The organism is Vibrio sp. N418 (assembly GCF_000222565.1).
GTDB classification, from domain to species: domain Bacteria; phylum Pseudomonadota; class Gammaproteobacteria; order Enterobacterales; family Vibrionaceae; genus Vibrio; species Vibrio scophthalmi.
In genome coordinates, this window is record NZ_AFWD01000047.1 from 1 (window position 1) to 17,333 (window position 17,333).

The 17,333-nt window shown below is 43.8% G+C and carries 17 protein-coding genes; 12 read left to right on the forward strand and 5 right to left on the reverse strand.

The annotated features are described in order from the left end of the window. The first annotated feature begins 287 nt into the window (after window positions 1-287). Window positions 288-1,154, forward strand: coding sequence for a small-conductance mechanosensitive channel MscS (gene mscS, locus RH86_RS09835; protein WP_009386053.1), 867 nt, complete (start codon window positions 288-290; stop codon window positions 1,152-1,154). Between the two features lie 88 nt (window positions 1,155-1,242). Here the strand turns inward: mscS and RH86_RS09840 are convergent, their stop codons facing one another. Then, window positions 1,243-1,872: a LysE/ArgO family amino acid transporter gene (locus RH86_RS09840; protein WP_005596857.1), complete on the reverse strand. Its 630-nt coding sequence runs from the start codon at window positions 1,870-1,872 to the stop codon at window positions 1,243-1,245. Window positions 1,873-2,016: 144 nt separating this feature from the next. Here RH86_RS09840 and RH86_RS09845 point away from each other — a divergent pair, with 144 nt between their 5' ends. Both RH86_RS09845 and RH86_RS09850 read left to right on the forward strand, forming a co-directional pair. After that, window positions 2,017-2,913, forward strand: a complete 897-nt coding sequence (locus tag RH86_RS09845) for a LysR family transcriptional regulator ArgP (RefSeq protein WP_005596855.1) — start codon at window positions 2,017-2,019, stop codon at window positions 2,911-2,913. Between the two features lie 109 nt (window positions 2,914-3,022). Next, complete coding sequence (locus RH86_RS09850; protein ID WP_005596853.1) at window positions 3,023-3,718, forward strand: oxidative stress defense protein; 696 nt, start codon at window positions 3,023-3,025, stop codon at window positions 3,716-3,718. A gap of 149 nt (window positions 3,719-3,867) precedes the next feature. Here the strand turns inward: RH86_RS09850 and pykF are convergent, their stop codons facing one another. Next, window positions 3,868-5,280: a pyruvate kinase PykF gene (gene pykF / locus RH86_RS09855; RefSeq protein ID WP_005596851.1), complete on the reverse strand. Its 1,413-nt coding sequence runs from the start codon at window positions 5,278-5,280 to the stop codon at window positions 3,868-3,870. A gap of 468 nt (window positions 5,281-5,748) precedes the next feature. On the opposite strand from pykF, the gene RH86_RS09860 reads away from it, so the two are divergent. Continuing rightward, complete coding sequence (locus RH86_RS09860; RefSeq protein ID WP_009386054.1) at window positions 5,749-6,510, forward strand: DeoR/GlpR family DNA-binding transcription regulator; 762 nt, start codon at window positions 5,749-5,751, stop codon at window positions 6,508-6,510. A 51-nt stretch (window positions 6,511-6,561) separates the two neighbouring features. Further along, complete coding sequence (glmS, locus tag RH86_RS09865; protein WP_009386055.1) at window positions 6,562-8,394, forward strand: glutamine--fructose-6-phosphate transaminase (isomerizing); 1,833 nt, start codon at window positions 6,562-6,564, stop codon at window positions 8,392-8,394. Between the two features lie 218 nt (window positions 8,395-8,612). Here glmS and RH86_RS09870 read toward each other — a convergent pair whose 3' ends face one another. Then, on the reverse strand, window positions 8,613-9,335 hold the full coding sequence (locus RH86_RS09870; RefSeq protein WP_009386056.1) for an autoinducer binding domain-containing protein: 723 nt from the start codon (window positions 9,333-9,335) through the stop codon (window positions 8,613-8,615). 185 nt (window positions 9,336-9,520) lie between these two features. Here RH86_RS09870 and RH86_RS09875 point away from each other — a divergent pair, with 185 nt between their 5' ends. From RH86_RS09875 to RH86_RS09885, 3 genes are all read left to right on the forward strand, one after another. After that, window positions 9,521-9,913, forward strand: coding sequence for a DUF4902 domain-containing protein (locus RH86_RS09875; protein ID WP_009386057.1), 393 nt, complete (start codon window positions 9,521-9,523; stop codon window positions 9,911-9,913). Between the two features lie 84 nt (window positions 9,914-9,997). Further along, window positions 9,998-10,561 carry an acyl-homoserine-lactone synthase gene (locus tag RH86_RS09880; RefSeq protein ID WP_009386058.1) on the forward strand — a complete coding sequence of 188 codons (564 nt, stop codon included), beginning with the start codon at window positions 9,998-10,000 and terminating at the stop codon, window positions 10,559-10,561. A gap of 60 nt (window positions 10,562-10,621) precedes the next feature. Beyond that, the gene (locus RH86_RS09885) at window positions 10,622-11,011 is read left to right on the forward strand and encodes a hypothetical protein (RefSeq protein ID WP_009386059.1); all 390 of its coding nucleotides are present in this window, start codon (window positions 10,622-10,624) and stop codon (window positions 11,009-11,011) included. 12 nt (window positions 11,012-11,023) lie between these two features. On the opposite strand, the gene RH86_RS09890 is transcribed toward RH86_RS09885, so the two are convergent. Then, window positions 11,024-11,899, reverse strand: a complete 876-nt coding sequence (locus RH86_RS09890; RefSeq protein ID WP_009386060.1) for a LysR substrate-binding domain-containing protein — start codon at window positions 11,897-11,899, stop codon at window positions 11,024-11,026. Window positions 11,900-12,044: 145 nt separating this feature from the next. Here RH86_RS09890 and RH86_RS09895 point away from each other — a divergent pair, with 145 nt between their 5' ends. The 4 genes from RH86_RS09895 to RH86_RS09910 all read left to right on the forward strand — a co-directional run bounded on the left by RH86_RS09895 (window position 12,045) and on the right by RH86_RS09910 (window position 16,125). After that, complete coding sequence (locus RH86_RS09895; protein WP_009386061.1) at window positions 12,045-13,196, forward strand: iron-containing alcohol dehydrogenase; 1,152 nt, start codon at window positions 12,045-12,047, stop codon at window positions 13,194-13,196. 276 nt (window positions 13,197-13,472) lie between these two features. Then, window positions 13,473-14,039, forward strand: a complete 567-nt coding sequence (gene gfa, locus RH86_RS09900) for an S-(hydroxymethyl)glutathione synthase (RefSeq protein ID WP_009386062.1) — start codon at window positions 13,473-13,475, stop codon at window positions 14,037-14,039. A gap of 403 nt (window positions 14,040-14,442) precedes the next feature. Then, entirely contained in the window at window positions 14,443-15,591 is a 1,149-nt protein-coding gene (locus RH86_RS09905; RefSeq protein WP_009386063.1) for an S-(hydroxymethyl)glutathione dehydrogenase/class III alcohol dehydrogenase, read from the forward strand. A gap of 201 nt (window positions 15,592-15,792) precedes the next feature. Continuing rightward, complete coding sequence (locus tag RH86_RS09910; RefSeq protein WP_009386064.1) at window positions 15,793-16,125, forward strand: DMT family transporter; 333 nt, start codon at window positions 15,793-15,795, stop codon at window positions 16,123-16,125. Window positions 16,126-16,213: 88 nt separating this feature from the next. On the opposite strand, the gene RH86_RS09915 is transcribed toward RH86_RS09910, so the two are convergent. After that, entirely contained in the window at window positions 16,214-17,287 is a 1,074-nt protein-coding gene (locus tag RH86_RS09915) for a TRAP transporter substrate-binding protein (protein WP_009386065.1), read from the reverse strand. Window positions 17,288-17,333 lie beyond the last annotated feature (46 nt).

Sequence of the window (17,333 nt, forward strand, 5' to 3'; positions counted from 1 at the left end):
CTCATTGAGCGGGTTTTTTTATGTCATCAAACTAAGACAGGTTTTAGTTTTGATAAAAAAATGTGGCGAAATGTAAATCTAATGCGTAGGCTTTAACGGGTCTCAATTGACGAATGTTGATAACCCTTTGTTTTGATTATCTTTGCACAATCTTTACTTTGCTAAACGCATAAACTGGGCTATCTTGCCGACAAACTGGCGTTCGTTCAGTAAATCGATAGGGATATTGTCGTTATTTTTATAAGTAGCATGACTATTTAGTCGCATATATTTGAGAGGAAATTAATATGGCAGGTGAGTCTATGGGTGTTCAAACTCCATTGGTTGACAGTCTGGCGAAAGCTGAAACTTGGCTAAACAGCAATTCGGATCTTTTGATTCAGTACGGTGTAAACATTATTTCAGCGGTACTGATTCTATTTATTGGTAACATCGTGGCGAAAATGGTCGCGAACAGTGTTGCTAAGATGCTTGATAAGAAAAAAATGGATAAAGCGGTTGTTGAATTTATCCATGGCATCGTGCGTTACACATTGTTTGTGATTGTTCTTATTGCTGCACTAAGCCGTATTGGCGTCCAAACTGCTTCAGTGGTTGCTGTCATCGGTGCGGCAGGCTTAGCGATTGGTCTTGCTCTGCAAGGGTCACTTTCTAACTTTGCAGCTGGCGTATTGATTGTTGGTTTCCGTCCATTCAAATCAGGCGATTATGTTGAAGTTGGTGGTGTTGCAGGTAGTGTTGAAGCCATTCAAATTTTCCAAACTGTACTAAAAACACCAGACAACAAAATGGTTGTTGTACCAAACTCAGGTGTGATTGGTTCGCCAATTACCAACTACTCTCGTCATGATACACGCCGTGTTGATTTAACGATTGGTGTTTCTTACAGCTCAGATCTTAAACTGACCAAGAAAGTGATCCAAGAAGCGCTAGAAAAAGACGAGCGTATTCTGAAAGATCACGACATCACCATTGGTGTTGTGGCGCTGGCAGATTCTTCAGTAAACTTTGTTGTCCGCCCTTGGTGTAAGACTGCAGATTACTGGGATGTTTACTTTGATTCAAACCAAGCAATCAAAGAGGCGTTAGATGCGAACGGCATCGAGATTCCATTTCCGCAAATGGATGTACACCTCAACAAAGTGGAAGCGTAATTACTCTTTGTAATGCGAATTTCAGAAAAAGCGAAGCCTTGGCTTCGCTTTTTTTTTCATCTATGTTTAATCACTAAATATAAGCTAATTACCAGTATTGAATGATCAGTTGCTTGGCCAGAAGTGAGGCGATAAAGAACATCATGGCGGCAACCATTATATCGATGCCTTTTTTCACTTTCGGTTTTGATAACGTAGGACCTAACTTGGCCGCACCGAGTGATAGTGAATAGAACCACACAAAAGAAGCCATGATGGTACCAATCGCGAATGAAATGCGATCTTGCCCTTCAAATTGCCCGCCGATAGAGCCCAAAATGACAACCGTATCTAAATAGAGGTGCGGGTTTAATACTGTGACAGCTAACGCACCCAAAATCACGGTACGGCGACCGCGCGCTAAGACGTGGCCTGCGTGCTCTTGCTTTGCCGGATCTCGGAAAGCACTTTTTAATGATAAACAGCCATAAACTGTCAGAAAGGCAATACCACCAAGTGTTACGGATGTAAGTAACCACTCACTTTTGGAAATAAGTGCGCCACCACCAAAGATACCAAGGGAGATAAATAACGCATCAAGCAGGCTACAAGTAATCGCCGTGGTTAGGTGATGCTGGCGCTTGATACCCTGATTGAGAACATAAGCATTCTGCGCACCGATCGGAATGATCATCGTTGCTCCTAGTCCAAATCCTTGCAGTAATACCCATAAATTCACAATCTTCTCTCCGGTTATTTGTCGTTAATGCGAGCAAGATAAGCGGTGTACGTAAATAAGTATATTTAATGATTTTAATTCAACATAAGTAATGCTTATGATGGGTCTCAAGTAGAATTTGAGATGGAATTAGGAGGCAGGAACATGCGCGGATTGGACTATAAATGGGTCGAAGCACTTGAGGCAATTGTGCAGCTAGGCAGTTTTGAACGAGCGGCTGAGTCGCTTTATGTTTCACAATCGGCCATCTCCCAACGTATTAAGCAGTTAGAAAAGTTCCTTGCCCAACCCGCTTTGATCCGTGAACTGCCGCCGCGCCCGACACCGATCGGTAAAAAGTTGCTTGGGCTCTATGGCCGAGTGCGCTTGCTGGAAAGCGAGTTTATCCCCGAGCTAATGAATGAGGCGACGAGCAAGCCTCTGGAGGTCTCACTTGCCACTAACGCTGATAGCCTAGCGACTTGGTTGCTACCGAGTCTTACCAGCATCCTCAAGCAAAAGCGGATTGCGTTGAATCTAATTGTCGACGATGAAGGCCGAACCCTAGACAAATTGCGCAGTGGAGAAGTGGCGGGGGCGATTAGCTTAGAGTCACAATCAATTGCTGGTTGTGATGCCGATTACCTTGGTCGGGTGGATTATTTGTGTGTGGCTAGCCCTGAGTTTTATCAGCAATATTTTGCTCAAGGGGTGAATCGAGAGTCATTGCAAAATGCGCCAACCGTTGCCTTTGACCATCACGATGATATGAATGATCGTTTTATCCACCAGCACTTTAACTTACCTAAGGGCAGTGTGCTTAAACATACCGTGCGTAGCTCTGAAGCCTTCGTGAAGCTAGCGTTAAGCGGTGTTGCCTACTGTTTGATTCCCAAGCTGCAGATCGAGGATGAACTAGCCTGCGGGAGTCTGATTAATATTACCCCTGATTTTATTCTTTCCCACCGAATTTACTGGCATCACTGGCAGCTAGAAACGGGAGTTCTAAAACTATTGTCACAGGCGATTATTGAACATGCTCATGAAATATTACCAAGCTAAATCATTACAATCGTAGGTTAAATTATTGTCAGTTTGTCCTTCCATGACTGGCGAACAGACAGATTTAACTTATGATGTATTGATCAACGATATTCATAAGGTGATAGACATGAAAAAGGTAGCGTTAGTAATGGCGGCCTTAGCGGCTAGCGTAAGTTTTGCGGTGTCGGCAAACGGATTGGATTTTCCTCATCTTTCAACCACAGGTTATGGCGAAGTCGTCGCTAAGCCAGATATGGCTGAGTTTTCGGTAAAAGTGGTGGAAACCACTATGACGGCAGAACAGGCTAAGCAGAGTGTTGATAAAGCGGTCGCCACATTTTTAACCGCGCTAAAAGCAAAAGGTGTTGCCGCAGATAGCATCACCAGCACCAATCTATACCTGGCCCCTCAATATACTTACCCTAAAAATGGTCAACCAGAGTTAGTGGGTTATCGCGCGAGCCGAACGATTACGGTCACGGTTGATCAACTTGAGAACCTCAATAGCTACTTAGATATTGCGTTGAGCTCAGGTATCAACCAAGTAAACAACATCAGTCTTAAAGTAAAAGATGAAGCGAAATATCTACAACAAGCTCGTTTAGCGGCAATTAAAGACGCGCAAAGCAAAGCCGGTTCTTTAGCGGCAGGCTTTGATCGCGAACTCGGTTCGGTGTGGCAAATTAATTACAACGCGCGTAATCCTCAGCCAGTGCTGATGCGAGCGATGAGTATGGATATGAAAGCCGAATCAAATGGTTACCAAGATTCCACCTTGGTTATTCGCGACCAAGTGGATGTGGTTTATCGTTTAGAGAAGTGATATTTGATCATGTTCAAATGAAGAGAGTTGGCGTGATGCCAGCTCTTTTTTTTGCTCGAAGGAGTCATGAACCATTTCAAACGACAGAAAATGAGCGAAAAAAAGAGGGCAGGAGCCCTCTTTCGAATCTTGTTACTGCCAGCGTCTAATTATAGAACGTGTACAGAAGCAGTGTTAGTTGTGCCTGAAGCGACTAGTGCACCAGAAACCATTACTACGATGTCGCCTTTCTTACCTAGGCCAGATTGTAGAGCGATTTCTTTACCGTTTACGTAGAACTCATCAGTACTGCTGATTGAATCAACAACAACAGGGCGAACACCTTTAGTAAGAACTAGCTGAGCAGCAGTCTTAGTGTTAGTTGTCAGCGCAAGGATGTTTGCAGTTGGGAAGTATTTACGTACTGAACGAGCAGATTTACCGCCTTCAGTCGCAACAACGATTAGAGGTGCTGCTAGTTTCTCAGCTGTGTCTACTGCGCCTTTACATACTGCTTCAGTGATACGTAGACGTGGGCTATCTAGACGAGAACCTAGTTCTGCTTTAAGAGCACCATCAGTACGGTTCGCGATTTGAGCCATGATAGTTACTGCTTCAACAGGGTACTTACCTTTAGCCGTTTCGCCAGAAAGCATTACTGCGTCAGTACCGTCCATGATTGCGTTCGCAACGTCACCCGCTTCTGCACGAGTTGGACGTGGGTTGTTGATCATAGAATCAAGCATTTGAGTTGCAGTAATAACAACTTTACGTGCACGGTTACATTTCTCGATCATCATCTTCTGAGCGAAGATTACTTCTTCAGCTGGGATTTCAACACCTAGGTCGCCACGAGCAACCATGATGCCGTCAGAAAGCTCAAGGATTTCGTCGAAGTTATCAACGCCTTCTTGGTTTTCGATTTTAGAGATGATGTGGATGTTCTCGCCGCCGTTAGCCGTTAGAACTTCACGGATTTCTTGAACGTCAGATGCTTTACGGATGAAAGAAGCAGCAACGAAATCAACGCCTTGCTCACAACCAAATTTAAGGTCGTTCTTATCTTTTTCAGATAGAGCTGGAAGTTGAACTGAAACGCCAGGAAGGTTTACACCTTTGTTTTCGCCTAGTGCGCCGTTGTTAAGAACTTTACACTTAACTTCAGTTTCAGTAGTAGAGATAACTTCCATTTCGATTAGACCGTCGTCTACTAGGATTGTGTTACCAGCAGATAGGTCAGTTGCGAAACCAAGGTAAGTTACCGCTACGATATCTTTGTTACCAACAACAGTTGCGTCAGTCGTGAAAGTGAATTCTTGACCCGCTACTAGATCAACGTCGTTGCCGCCTTCTAGTTTGATAGTGCGGATTTCTGGACCTTTAGTGTCTAGAAGGATAGATAGTTGCTTGCCAGTTACTTCCATTACTTTACGGAAGTTCACGATACGAGCTTCATGCTCCGCGAAGTTACCGTGAGAGAAGTTAAGACGCATTACATTCATGCCTGCGTTTACAAGTTCAGTTAGCTTCTCTACAGATTCAGTTTTAGGGCCAATCGTACATACGATTTTGGTCTTTTTCATGGAAGATACTCTCCGGTAAATAAGATAGTTACAATTTAATTTCGGTTATTGCATGAATGTTGATGGTTACAATCGAACATTCGGCTTGTCTGAAGTAGTCGCTGATTTAGATGCATTTTGTGCCTGCAAGCTATCAGTGTAGTACGCTTTGTGTCCACTTCAGTTCTGAAAGTCTTTCGTTACTTTTAGTCATTTTATGACCGTTTTTTCGCCGTTTTTTGGCTATTTTTTGTGACTAAGGCCACTTTAGCTGCTTAACATTGCAAAAAAATAACGTTCTTTTCTGTAATTTATTTTCTTTTCGGGTGCGAATTCTACCACCGAATGACTTCAATATCACTGCTTAAGAGTTGTCTTAGGACAAGGTTTTATCGCTAAATAATAATTTTTTGGATCGAAATAAATGGACGAACAAGTTTCGACTTGACTATAATAACTTTCAAATCGAAACTTAATCGTGAAAATAAAATGTCGAAACGAAACACACAACTCAGAAGACATGCCATTTCTAACCTGGTAAATGAAAAAGGCGAAGTGAGTGTTGAAGAACTATCGCAAAAGTTTGAAACCTCAGAAGTCACCATTAGAAAGGACTTAGCCTCGTTAGAAAAAAATGGTCAATTATTGCGCCGTTATGGTGGGGCGATAGCGCTGCCATCGGAAGTGATGAGTGATGAAATTGGCGAAAAAGTTTCGATTCGTAAGATGGAGTTGGCAATCTCTGCGGCAAAACTCATTCGCGACCATAATCGCATTGTGATCGATAGCGGCAGCACAACCACCGCGTTGATCCAGCAGTTGAATGATAAACGTGGATTAGTGGTGATGACCAATTCACTCAACGTTGCTAATGCGCTGAATGAGTTGGAAAGTGAGCCGCATTTATTGATGACCGGCGGAACGTGGGATGCTCATTCTGAATCATTTCAAGGCCAAGTCGCTGAAACGGTATTGCGATCGTACGATTTTGATCAGTTATTCATTGGTGCGGATGGCGTTGATCTTGAGCGTGGCACAACCACCTTTAATGAATTGGTTGGCTTAAGCAAGGTGATGGCAGAGGTCTCGCGAGAAGTGATTGTGATGGTTGAATCGGAAAAGATCGGCCGCAAGATCCCCAATTTAGAACTGAGCTGGGATGTGATAGACATCTTGGTAACCAATAAAGATCTGTCCTCAGACGATAAACAGCTAATTGAATCACGCGGCATAAAAGTGATTTTAGCGTAACACCCATCAGGGCCTTTGTTTGCTGCCCTCTGGAATTAATTGGAGTTAATTATGTGTGGAATCGTAGGTGCTGTGGCACAGCGCGATGTGGCTGAAATTCTTGTCGAAGGACTTCGACGTTTAGAATATCGTGGCTATGACTCAGCGGGAATTGCTGTTGTCGATGCTGATGCGCATCTCACCCGTATTCGTCGTTTAGGTAAAGTGCAAGAGTTGGCTGATGCAGTGGATGCCGCTCAAGTGATTGGTGGTACAGGGATTGCGCATACGCGTTGGGCGACGCATGGTGAACCATCAGAAGTGAATGCGCACCCACATCAGTCGGGTGATATAACCGTGGTGCATAATGGCATCATCGAAAACCACGAAGAATTGCGCAGTTTGTTACGCGAGCGTGGTTATGTGTTTGAGTCGCAGACCGATACTGAAGTGATTGCCCATCTGGTTGAATGGGAACGTCGCAGCACCCAATCACTGATTGAAGCGCTGCAAAAAACCGCCAAGCAATTACAAGGTGCTTACGGCACTGTGGTAATGGATCGTAAAGATCCTAGCCGTGTTGTGGTTGCCCGTTCCGGTAGTCCAATTGTGATCGGCTTTGGGGTAGGAGAGAATTTCTTAGCGTCTGATCAGTTGGCTTTACTCAACGTAACACGTCGCTTTATGTACCTAGAAGAGGGCGATGTCGCGGAGATTACTCGTCGTGAAGTGACGGTGTTTGATAGTTCTGGTGAGCGTGTTGAACGTGAAGTTGCTGAATCAAAAGCAGAGCACGATGCTGGTGACAAAGGTCAGTATCGCCACTTCATGCAAAAAGAAGTTTATGAGCAGCCAACCGCGTTAATTAATACCATGGAAGGGCGCGTGACTGCGGATTCAGTCGTAACCGATGCGATTGGTGTGAATGCCAAAGAGATTCTTAGCAAAGTAGAGCATGTCCAAATTGTCGCTTGTGGTACGTCTTACAATGCTGGCATGGTGGCTCGTTATTGGTTTGAAGATATTGCCGGTGTGAGTTGTGATGTCGAGATCGCCTCGGAATTTCGTTACCGCAAGTTCGTTACCCGTCCTAATAGTTTGTTGATCACCTTGTCTCAATCTGGTGAAACGGCTGATACGTTAGCGGCGCTGCGCTTGGCTAAAGAAAAAGGCTACATGGCGGCAATGACGATTTGTAATGTGGCGGGTTCATCGTTAGTGCGTGAATCGGATTTTGCTTTTATGACTCGCGCAGGCGTTGAGATTGGTGTTGCATCAACCAAAGCGTTTACCACTCAACTTGCCGCATTACTGATGCTGGTAACGGCATTGGCCAAACAACAAGGTCGTATTGATAAAGCGCGCGAGAAAGAGATTGTCGAAGCGTTGCATGCGCTACCAAATCAGATCAACCAAGCTTTATCTTTTGAAAAAGAGATTGAAGCATTAGCCGAAGATTTTGCCGACAAACACCATACGCTGTTTTTAGGCCGTGGTGAGTTCTACCCAATTGCGGTGGAAGCGTCGCTGAAATTAAAAGAGATCTCTTATATTCATGCGGAAGCTTACGCTGCCGGTGAGCTCAAACATGGCCCATTGGCGCTAATTGATGCTGATATGCCGGTTGTTGTGGTCGCACCAAGTAATGAACTGCTTGAAAAACTGAAATCGAATATCGAAGAAGTGCGTGCGCGTGGTGGTCTGCTGTACGTATTTGCAGATCAAGAGGCAGGCTTTGAAGCGGATGATACGATGAAGATCATCACCATGCCGCATGTTAGTGAGATTACAGCGCCAATTTACTACACCATTCCAATGCAGTTGCTTTCATACTATGTTGCTTTGATTAAAGGTACTGATGTCGATCAGCCGCGCAATCTGGCTAAAGCGGTGACCGTAGAGTAAGCCTATTCTACAAAAAGGCAGTATCGAGCATGAGCGTGCCCGGTATTGCCTTTTATTTTATGGCTAGCTAATCAAGAGTTATCTCAATTATTAATCCGCCTTTATTCGTTTGCTTCTAGGCGTATATATCCTGTCGTTGTTTCCTTTACTTCTACCGTTCTACGGGGGATTTTACGTCCCAAATTATTGGCTTCAGATTCCAGCCATAAGTCGCAACATTAAATCAGTCCATATAATACCGCCTTCACGACGGTGGCGGTTTTATTGGACGTGTTGAGCTTTTTGGTCGCGTTATTAATGTGAAAAGTCACCGTACTCTCAGCTAGTCCCAAAATCATGCCTATTTCTTGGACGGTTTTACCGTCGGCACTCCATTTCAATATTTCCGTTTCTCTTGGTGTTAATTCGCTCACTTGAGTGAGCAATTTTGGCACCGTCATAAATTTTTGGAATCCCTGATCGGCCACACTAGTCAGCCATAGCAAATAAGGTGTTTTGCTCATCATTTCAGCATGGCTAATCACTTCCATCCCCCGCGAAAACGAGAGCAGAGACGCGCTGCCTTCCGGTAAATGTGTTGGTTTTGACCAACCGCGATAGACACCATGAGCGCGAGCTTGCTGCCAAAATTCGAGTTTATCATCGGTGAGACTTTGCCAATTGATATAGTGTGAGCTCCGTAGCCCCATACGGACAATAGGATCTTGCAGCGCCAATCCTTGCTCTTGATAAATACTGTTCCACTGTTTTGAGTAAGAGCTAACCATCTCAATTTTTGGTGAGGTAATAGGGTGCTTGACCCTAATGCCATAGGCAAAGTTATCGAAGCCAAGCGCTTGGGCTGATTTGCTAAGAGTAACGGTGAGATCTTCTTGTGACTGGCAGGAAGTCAGCTGCTGAATATAGTCTTCAATCAATGCGATATTGTAATTTATGACCATTTTTTCGATTTACTATCCTTATAAATAGCTTCATTTGTGAGCTGTTGATTAAGAATGGTGCTGATGAAGATCAAAGATAACCTATGGGTTTATTTTTATTCAGTAGTAAAGTGTCTCCATGTTTTATCGAATTCTAAACGCTATCCTGCACTAATTGTGATTGAATATTAAGAGGAACTTTCATCTTGATTCTAAAAGTTTTGGATAACTCACTCTCTCGAGTGGAAGGCAATATATTTCGCCTTGAATGCTCAGCGTTTGAGCGTTCGAGTTTAACGTTACTCGATGCTGGGCTCTATGATGATCCGACCAGTTTACATAGCGGCAGTGTCGCGCCATTAAATGGTTATGCCGAGTGGGTGAGTGACACCAAACCGGCCATTTCCGTTGGCTTTGATTGGTCTTTTCGTGGTGGCCAATTGAGCTTTGAGGGCGAACCTTTTGCTAACTTCATCCTGCAAACGTCATATGGTGATGACCTATCGAATGAGGCGAACTTTGCTCAGATTAAAGCATCACTAGAGAGTTTGAATTGGCAAAATACGGTTCTGAGTTATTTGGCTCAAGCCTATCAATAGTCGTCAAGCTAGTACTTTTGAGAGCTAGTTTTTATTGTATATCCCACTACCTTATCCCTATAGGAAATTAGACTCTGAGGTAGTATGCATTACATTACTGGCACGGCTCTTGAACTCAATGAGGCGACTAAGCTAGCTCTCTATAACTATCGATATGAGGTCTTCATCGACAACCTTAAATGGGATGTTATTGAGGGCTATGGTTCTGATATCGAACGGCTAGAAAAAGATCAATTTGATACCGATGAAACTCTTTATGTGATCGCGCGCGAACAAGAATCTGTGGTTGGCTGTGCACGGCTATTACCGACTTCGCAACCCTACCTTTTAAAAGATGTTTTCCCTGAGTTATTGAATGGTATGGAAGCACCTGAGTGTGATGATGTTTGGGAGCTGTCACGCTTTACCAGTTTTGACTGTGAGAACAAATGGCAGCAAACCAGCACTCAGTTTTCGGCTGAATCTACGGTTATTTTGCTGCGCAAAACCCTAGAAGTGGCGAAATCACATGGTGCCAGAGCGTTAGTGAGTGTTTCTCCGATCGCGGTGGAAAGATTGCTGCGCCGCGAAAATTTCTCTTCACGCCGACTTGGCCCGCCGATTCGTGTCGGTGGCCAGTTATTGATCGCCTGCTGGATTGATGTTTGATCTCTTAGTCAGCGACTCGTTTGCTTGTGCTGAGATCGATGCAGATAAAGGGGAAACTTTTTGAGTGCGACAAAAGAGATAACTACACTCACCAATGACCATAATACTAACACTGTTGACTTGGCTAGGTTGATAGAGGGTGAGTGGTATTACGTTATCGACAATTGTGGCTGCTCGTCGGTTGGTCAATGGCAATCATCACATGATCGTTTATCTTCAACGCAAGGTGATGGTATTAATGTCACTAGCGCGAAAGAGATCATTAAAGTGGCTGAGTTGCGATTTAAGAACAGTCGAGAGTTTCCCCTCCTCAATCACCCTTTTGTTCAGCGCCGTTATGGCTTCAAAATATTAATGGAAGTCCCGCAGCAGGGGTTTACGTTAATCAACGTAGAGCAAGCGATGGCAGTGCATGCATCATTTCCTTTTAATTACACAGTAATGCCTTAAGGCTCAACCGTATTAGTCCTCATTTAAATGCTCTGCTAAATAATCGACCAGTAAGCGGATTTTTGGTGATAGCTGGCGATTAAAAGGGTAGAGCGCCCAAATACCTTCATCGGCTAGACGATACTCTCCAAGTAACTCCACTAGTGAGCCATCATCTAAGTGTTTTTGAACATAATAATCGGGCAGTTGCACGATCCCTTGTGATTTGAGCGCAGCATCGGCAAGTGCAAAGCCACTGTTATAGTGTAGGCGACCTGATACTCGATAATTTTTCTGCATACCGTTTTCGTTAAAGTGCCAATGATCAAGTGTGCCTACCAAACAATTATGAGCCGCTAAATCGACGATATTTTGTGGTTGTCCGTGAGTATTGATGTACTCGGGTGAAGCGCAAACGTAGAGAGATCGAGTTGAGAGCTTTTTAGCCATTAAACTTGAATCGCTTAGAGACCCGAGTCGAATGGCAAGATCATAGCCTTCTTCTACTAAGTCGACTTGTTGATTGGTGAGGTTAGCCGACACTTCAATCTCTGGATAAAGGCAGACAAAATCGTTGATTAATGGCAGCACTTTGTATTCACCATAGGTTACCGGTGCTGTCAGCTTGATTCTTCCTTTTGGGTTACTTTGACGATTGGTTATTGACAGTTCCGCTTCATCTAGATGATTTAGAATGTTTCTACAGTGTTGATAATAAAGCTCCCCTTCTTCAGTGAGCGATACTTTTCTCGTTGTTCTATAAAGTAATTTTACATTTAGTCTTTCTTCTAAAAGTGTCACTTGGCGACTAACTTGCGCCGTTGATACCTGCATTTTTTTAGCGGCTTGAGTAAAGCTCATAGCTTCAGCTACATGTACAAACTCATCAATACCTTGCCATTTCATCATGCTTTTCTCTATAGAAGGGCCTATGCAGGCCATGGTCATTGTTAACTTATAGGTAATAGTATTTTGATAAATGATGGAATTATCAAGTAGAAGTAAACAACTTAGCATAAGCACCAGTTAGTTTAATACTTATGAGGAAACAACGATGAGCAATACATTTTATATGCCTCCAATGTCTTTAATGGGTAAAGGTGCAATAAAAGGATTGGGTGCTGAACTGAAATCTCGTGATTTTAAAAAAGCACTGATCGTGACAGACAAAGTTCTGGTTGATATTAAGTTGATTGAACATTTAACCAACGAGTTGTCATTAAATGATATTGATTACTCGATTTTTGATGAAGTAAAACCAAATCCAACTGAAAAAAATATGGAAGATGGTCTCGCTCAACTTAAAGCGCAATCTTGTGATTTCGTTATTTCCTTTGGTGGTGGTTCTTCTCATGACTGTGCAAAAGGTATCGCCTTAGTGGCTTCAAATGGTGGCCATATTCGTGACTACTCAAAAGGTGTGCATACCGCCGCTAAGCCTCAGTTACCGCTAGTGACCGTGAATACGACAGCGGGCACCGCTTCAGAAATGACGGTATTTGCCATTGTCACTAACGAAGCCGATGAAACTAAATACCCTGTCGTTGATAAGCATCTGACGCCAATCATTGCGGTGAATGACTCAGAACTTATGGTTGCGATGCCTGCCTTTTTAACTGCGGCCACAGGAATGGATGCATTAACTCACGCTGTGGAAGCTTATGTTTCAACTGCCGCGACACCAGTGACTGACGCGGTAGCCATCAAAGCTATTGAACTGATTGCGCTTCATTTAGAAACAGCCGTTATCGATGGTTCTGATATTGAAGCTCGTGATGCGATGCAGTATGCCGAGTACCTTGCGGGGATGGCATTTTCTAACGCGTCATTAGGCTATGTGCATTCGATGGCTCATCAGCTTGGTGGGGTATATGACCTTGCACATGGTTTATGTAATGCGATTCTTCTACCTGAAGTCTCTCGTTTTAATGCGAAGGTGAAGGGAGAACGTTTTGCAGACATTGCTAAAACCATGGGTGTTGATATCTCGAATATGAGCATTGATGAGGCCGCCGAGGCGGGGATCGTTGCTATTGAAGCATTATCCCAAAAAATTGGGACTGCACAAAAATTAGCAGATCTTGGTGTGCAAGAGGATCGTCTAGAGTTTATGGCAATCAACGCACTTAATGACGCTTGCTCATTAACTAACCCTCGCAAGGCAACAACGGAAGAGATCGTAAATCTTTATAAAAAGGTTATGTAATTCTTCCAAATCTAATTTCTGTCCAAGGTGAAGGGGATGCATTTTTGCAAGGATGGTGATGCTTGATTATTCAAGCGTCACTTCCCCCCAGCCTTTCTTTTTCTTTGGCTGTTTTATTTCTAATCATTGTTGAACATCCCGGTTTCTAACTCTTCGTTTTAAAAGAATAAGGCGTTAGAGCTTGGTATTTCAATGTCTGGATAAAGCGCCCTCAAATTTTTAAACAGTATGAAAACACGCTTGGCAAAATGGCTAAATCTAGTGAAGAGACACAATATGAATATTATTAAACTGCATCCATCGATTGATAATGGCTTTCCTGAGACTCAAGAAAGTTTTCACGGTGGTGTCCTTAACTGTCAGTGTAAGAGCGATAAGGTCAGCGTAAAACTGTCGGCTCAAACCGCGCATAATCACGCTTGTGGTTGCTCTAAGTGCTGGAAGCCGGAAGGCGCTTTATTTTCACAAGTTGCCGTTGTTCCGCGCGAGAATTTGGCCGTGATCGCTAACCAAGAAAAATTAGTGATTGTCGACGAATCAGCCGTGATCCAACGCTATGCTTGTCAGGCTTGTGGCACACACATGTACGGTCGTATCGAGAATGAATCGCATCCATTTTATGGTCTAGATTTTGTTCATACCGAGCTGTCGGACGATAAAGGTTGGTCTGCACCACAGTTTGCTGCGTTTGTATCTTCCATTATTGAAACCGGCACAGATCCAAAAGATATGGAGGCGATACGAGCTCGCTTTAATCAGTTAGGTTTACCAACCTACGATTGTCTTTCTCCTGCGTTGATGGATGCGATTGCAACCCATATCGCAGCACAAAATAAAGCATAATTAAAACTAAGGGCCACCTGACTTTATCGTCGGTGGCCTTTTTTGTATTTATCCTCTCACCTGACGTCATGTCGCTATGCTGAATTCATCGTGTGGGATGCTTTCGCAATTTCGATGAAAGGTTGTTTATCAATTTAATCGTTTTATTCCCCTCAATGTACAGGTAAAGCCAGTGTTGAGGTTACTACGGAATGGTGCGGATGTATGAGTTTAGAACTGCTCTCATTATTACCATTTAGTAATAATCATTTTCACAATGATGGGATTATCAAATATACGTAAACATCTATACTAATCCCAACAACGAAGCGGCGAGATAAATAACTCTCAACTAAGCTTACTTCGAATTGATTCAAATCTTATGACGGCCTTACTTATTGTTGGCCTAACAAAGGAAAATCTAATGACGCTTGAAATCAAACCGGGTCAAACTCACATCAAATCAAAAGCTATGGTTGCATGGGCTGCAGGCGAACCACTTAAAATGGAAGAGGTTGATGTACAGCTTCCTAAAGCAGGTGAAGTACTAGTGCGCATCGTTGCAACGGGTGTTTGTCACACTGACGCGTTCACGCTATCAGGCGATGATCCAGAAGGTATCTTCCCTTCTATTTTAGGTCACGAAGGTGGTGGTATTGTTGAAATGATCGGCGAAGGCGTGACGAGCGTTGAAGTGGGCGATCATGTTATTCCACTGTACACCGCTGAGTGTGGTGAATGTAAATATTGTAAGTCAGGTAAAACCAACCTTTGCCAAGCGGTTCGCGAGACTCAAGGTAAAGGCCTAATGCCTGATGGAACAAGCCGTTTTTCAGTGAATGGTGAAACCATCTTCCACTACATGGGTTGTTCTACTTTCTCTGAGTACACAGTGTTACCAGAAATTTCACTCGCTAAAGTTGCGAAAGATGCGCCATTAGAAGAAGTTTGTTTACTTGGCTGTGGTGTGACTACCGGTATGGGTGCTGTGCTTAACACGGCGAAAGTACAGGAAGGCGACACCGTTGCGGTATTTGGTCTTGGTGGTATCGGTCTTTCCGCAATCATTGGTGCGCGTATGTCTGGTGCGAAAACCATCATTGGTGTTGATATCAACGAAAGCAAATTCGAACTAGCAAAACAGCTTGGCGCGACTGACTGCATCAACCCAATGAAGTTCGACAAACCAATTCAAGATGTGATTGTTGAAATGACTGATGGTGGTGTGGATTACTCATTTGAGTGTATCGGTAACGTTAACGTGATGCGTCAAGCACTTGAGTGCTGCCACAAAGGTTGGGGCGAATCTGTCATCATCGGTGTTGCTGGTGCAGGTCAAGAGATCTCAACTCGTCCATTCCAATTAGTGACGGGTCGTGTATGGCGTGGTTCTGCGTTTGGTGGTGTAAAAGGCCGCTCTGAGCTTCCAGAAATCGTAAATCGTTACATGGCTGGTGAATTTGGTCTACAAGAATTCATTACGCACACCATGGGTCTACAAGACGTCAACGAAGCTTTTGAATTGATGCACAAAGGCGAGTCGATCCGTACTGTCCTACATATGGATAAGTAATTTATATCAAATAGTAATAGCGGTTGAGTCTTAATTAAACGTTCACTGCTGCTATGACAAAGGCCGAGATTTTACTGTTTCTCTCGGCCTTTTTCTTTCTGTTCGCATTTCAATTTTATTTTCATAGGTGAGTTGAATTTTCTTACGTGAGTGAGTCAGTTCTCTCTGCCATCCCCAATTTAGAACCATAGGAATTTCTTGATGAGCTGGCTGTTTATTGTTTTTGCCGTACTGTCTGAAGCACTGTCGCACGTTGCACTTAAAGCGACGGATGGCTTTAGTTTATCGAAACCACTTCCAGCAGCCGTTGTGATAGTGGGACATTTGACGGCATTTCTATTTTTAAGCCAAGCGATGAAAGGCATGCCTGTTGGGGTGGTGCATTCGTTATGGGCAGGTTTGGCAATCGTGGCTGTCAGTCTGATTTCCACTTTTGTCTACCGTCAGCATCTTGATCCTATGGTGTGGGGTGGTATCGCTTTTGTTGTGGTTGGTGTGATGATGATTAACTTCTCACAAGGTCATGTGCATTAAAAGTAATGTTTATTGCAGGTTTGCGATAAGGGAAGTCCTAAATGGGAAATGATGAAAGCGCCACATTCAAAGAATGTGGCGCTTTCTTTTATTGCTTGCTATTGAGGTAAGCTTTAGTCGAAATATCGGTCCATGAACGTACTTTGCTTAAGTATTGTCGTTGTGACTCGATAATACGTTTTGCGAGTGAATCTTTGGCTGCTAGCTCCTCGAGTAGCGTCTGCTTTTCTTGATTTAGACGGCCTAATACTTCTGGCGGGAACTCGAGCACTTGGATCTCTGGATACTCTTCGCTCATCGAGGCCCAACTATTGGCATTGGCATCAATGGCTTGGGTGTACATGTCAAAAGCTGCGACGCGAAACGCGGTTTCAAGGATTACTTGCAGATCTTTAGGTAGCTTGTCCCAAGCGCGTTTATTGACGAGAAATTGTGTTTCTGAGCCCGGTTCTTGCCATGCTGTGTAGTAGTAAGGCGCGATTTTATGAAAGCCCATACGCAAATCAAATGCTGGCCCTGCCCACTCTAGGGCATCGATCGTTCCACGTTCAAGTGACGTATAAAGTTCTCCCGGCGCAATATTGGTTGGTTTCGCGCCCACTCGAGCCATTACTTCACCTGCGAAACCTGGAATGCGCATCTTAAGACCTTTTAGATCATCGATGGTCTTAATCTCTTTTTGAAACCAGCCGCCCATTTGAATATCTGAGTTGCCACCAGGAAATGACAGTAGGTGATGTGGAGCGTACACCTCTTGCATTAATTCCATACCACCACCGTGATAGAACCAAGCGTATTGCTCAGTCGACATCATGCCAAAAGGCATTGCCGAAAAGTACAAGGTATTCGGTACTTTGCCTTTCCAGTAGTAGGAGGCGGAATGTCCCATATCGTATTGGCCTGATTTGACCATATCAAATACACCGAGGGGTGCTTTATGTTTGTTGGCAGAATCAATGCGAATTTGTAGGCGGCCGTTAGACATCTCTTCGGCGAGCTTAGCCATGTTTTTTGATGCGTCACCGAGAATTGGGGTATTCGGTCCCCATGTTTCGGCGAGCTTGAGTCGGTAAACTTTCTCTTGAGCAAGAGCACTATTCGAGACTAAGCCGACCGAGAGAGCGGTGAGCAGTGTCAGTGTGGGTGTGAACCATTTTTTCATTGTTATAACTTCCTGTCATGACGGGTTGAGCATCGAATAGGGTTCT

Excerpts from the sequence above, each read along its gene's own strand:
- mscS (WP_009386053.1), top strand. The coding sequence starts at position 288 with ATGGCAGGTGAGTCTATGGGTGTTCAAACTCCATTGGTTGACAGTCTG.
- RH86_RS09845 (WP_005596855.1), top strand. The coding sequence starts at position 2,017 with ATGCGCGGATTGGACTATAAATGGGTCGAAGCACTTGAGGCAATTGTG.
- RH86_RS09850 (WP_005596853.1), top strand. The coding sequence starts at position 3,023 with ATGAAAAAGGTAGCGTTAGTAATGGCGGCCTTAGCGGCTAGCGTAAGT.
- pykF (WP_005596851.1), bottom strand. The coding sequence starts at position 5,280 with ATGAAAAAGACCAAAATCGTATGTACGATTGGCCCTAAAACTGAATCT.
- RH86_RS09860 (WP_009386054.1), top strand. The coding sequence starts at position 5,749 with ATGTCGAAACGAAACACACAACTCAGAAGACATGCCATTTCTAACCTG.
- glmS (WP_009386055.1), top strand. The coding sequence starts at position 6,562 with ATGTGTGGAATCGTAGGTGCTGTGGCACAGCGCGATGTGGCTGAAATT.
- RH86_RS09870 (WP_009386056.1), bottom strand. The coding sequence starts at position 9,335 with ATGGTCATAAATTACAATATCGCATTGATTGAAGACTATATTCAGCAG.
- RH86_RS09880 (WP_009386058.1), top strand. The coding sequence starts at position 9,998 with ATGCATTACATTACTGGCACGGCTCTTGAACTCAATGAGGCGACTAAG.
- RH86_RS09890 (WP_009386060.1), bottom strand. The coding sequence starts at position 11,899 with ATGATGAAATGGCAAGGTATTGATGAGTTTGTACATGTAGCTGAAGCT.
- RH86_RS09895 (WP_009386061.1), top strand. The coding sequence starts at position 12,045 with ATGAGCAATACATTTTATATGCCTCCAATGTCTTTAATGGGTAAAGGT.
- gfa (WP_009386062.1), top strand. The coding sequence starts at position 13,473 with ATGAATATTATTAAACTGCATCCATCGATTGATAATGGCTTTCCTGAG.
- RH86_RS09905 (WP_009386063.1), top strand. The coding sequence starts at position 14,443 with ATGACGCTTGAAATCAAACCGGGTCAAACTCACATCAAATCAAAAGCT.
- RH86_RS09910 (WP_009386064.1), top strand. The coding sequence starts at position 15,793 with ATGAGCTGGCTGTTTATTGTTTTTGCCGTACTGTCTGAAGCACTGTCG.
- RH86_RS09915 (WP_009386065.1), bottom strand. The coding sequence starts at position 17,287 with ATGAAAAAATGGTTCACACCCACACTGACACTGCTCACCGCTCTCTCG.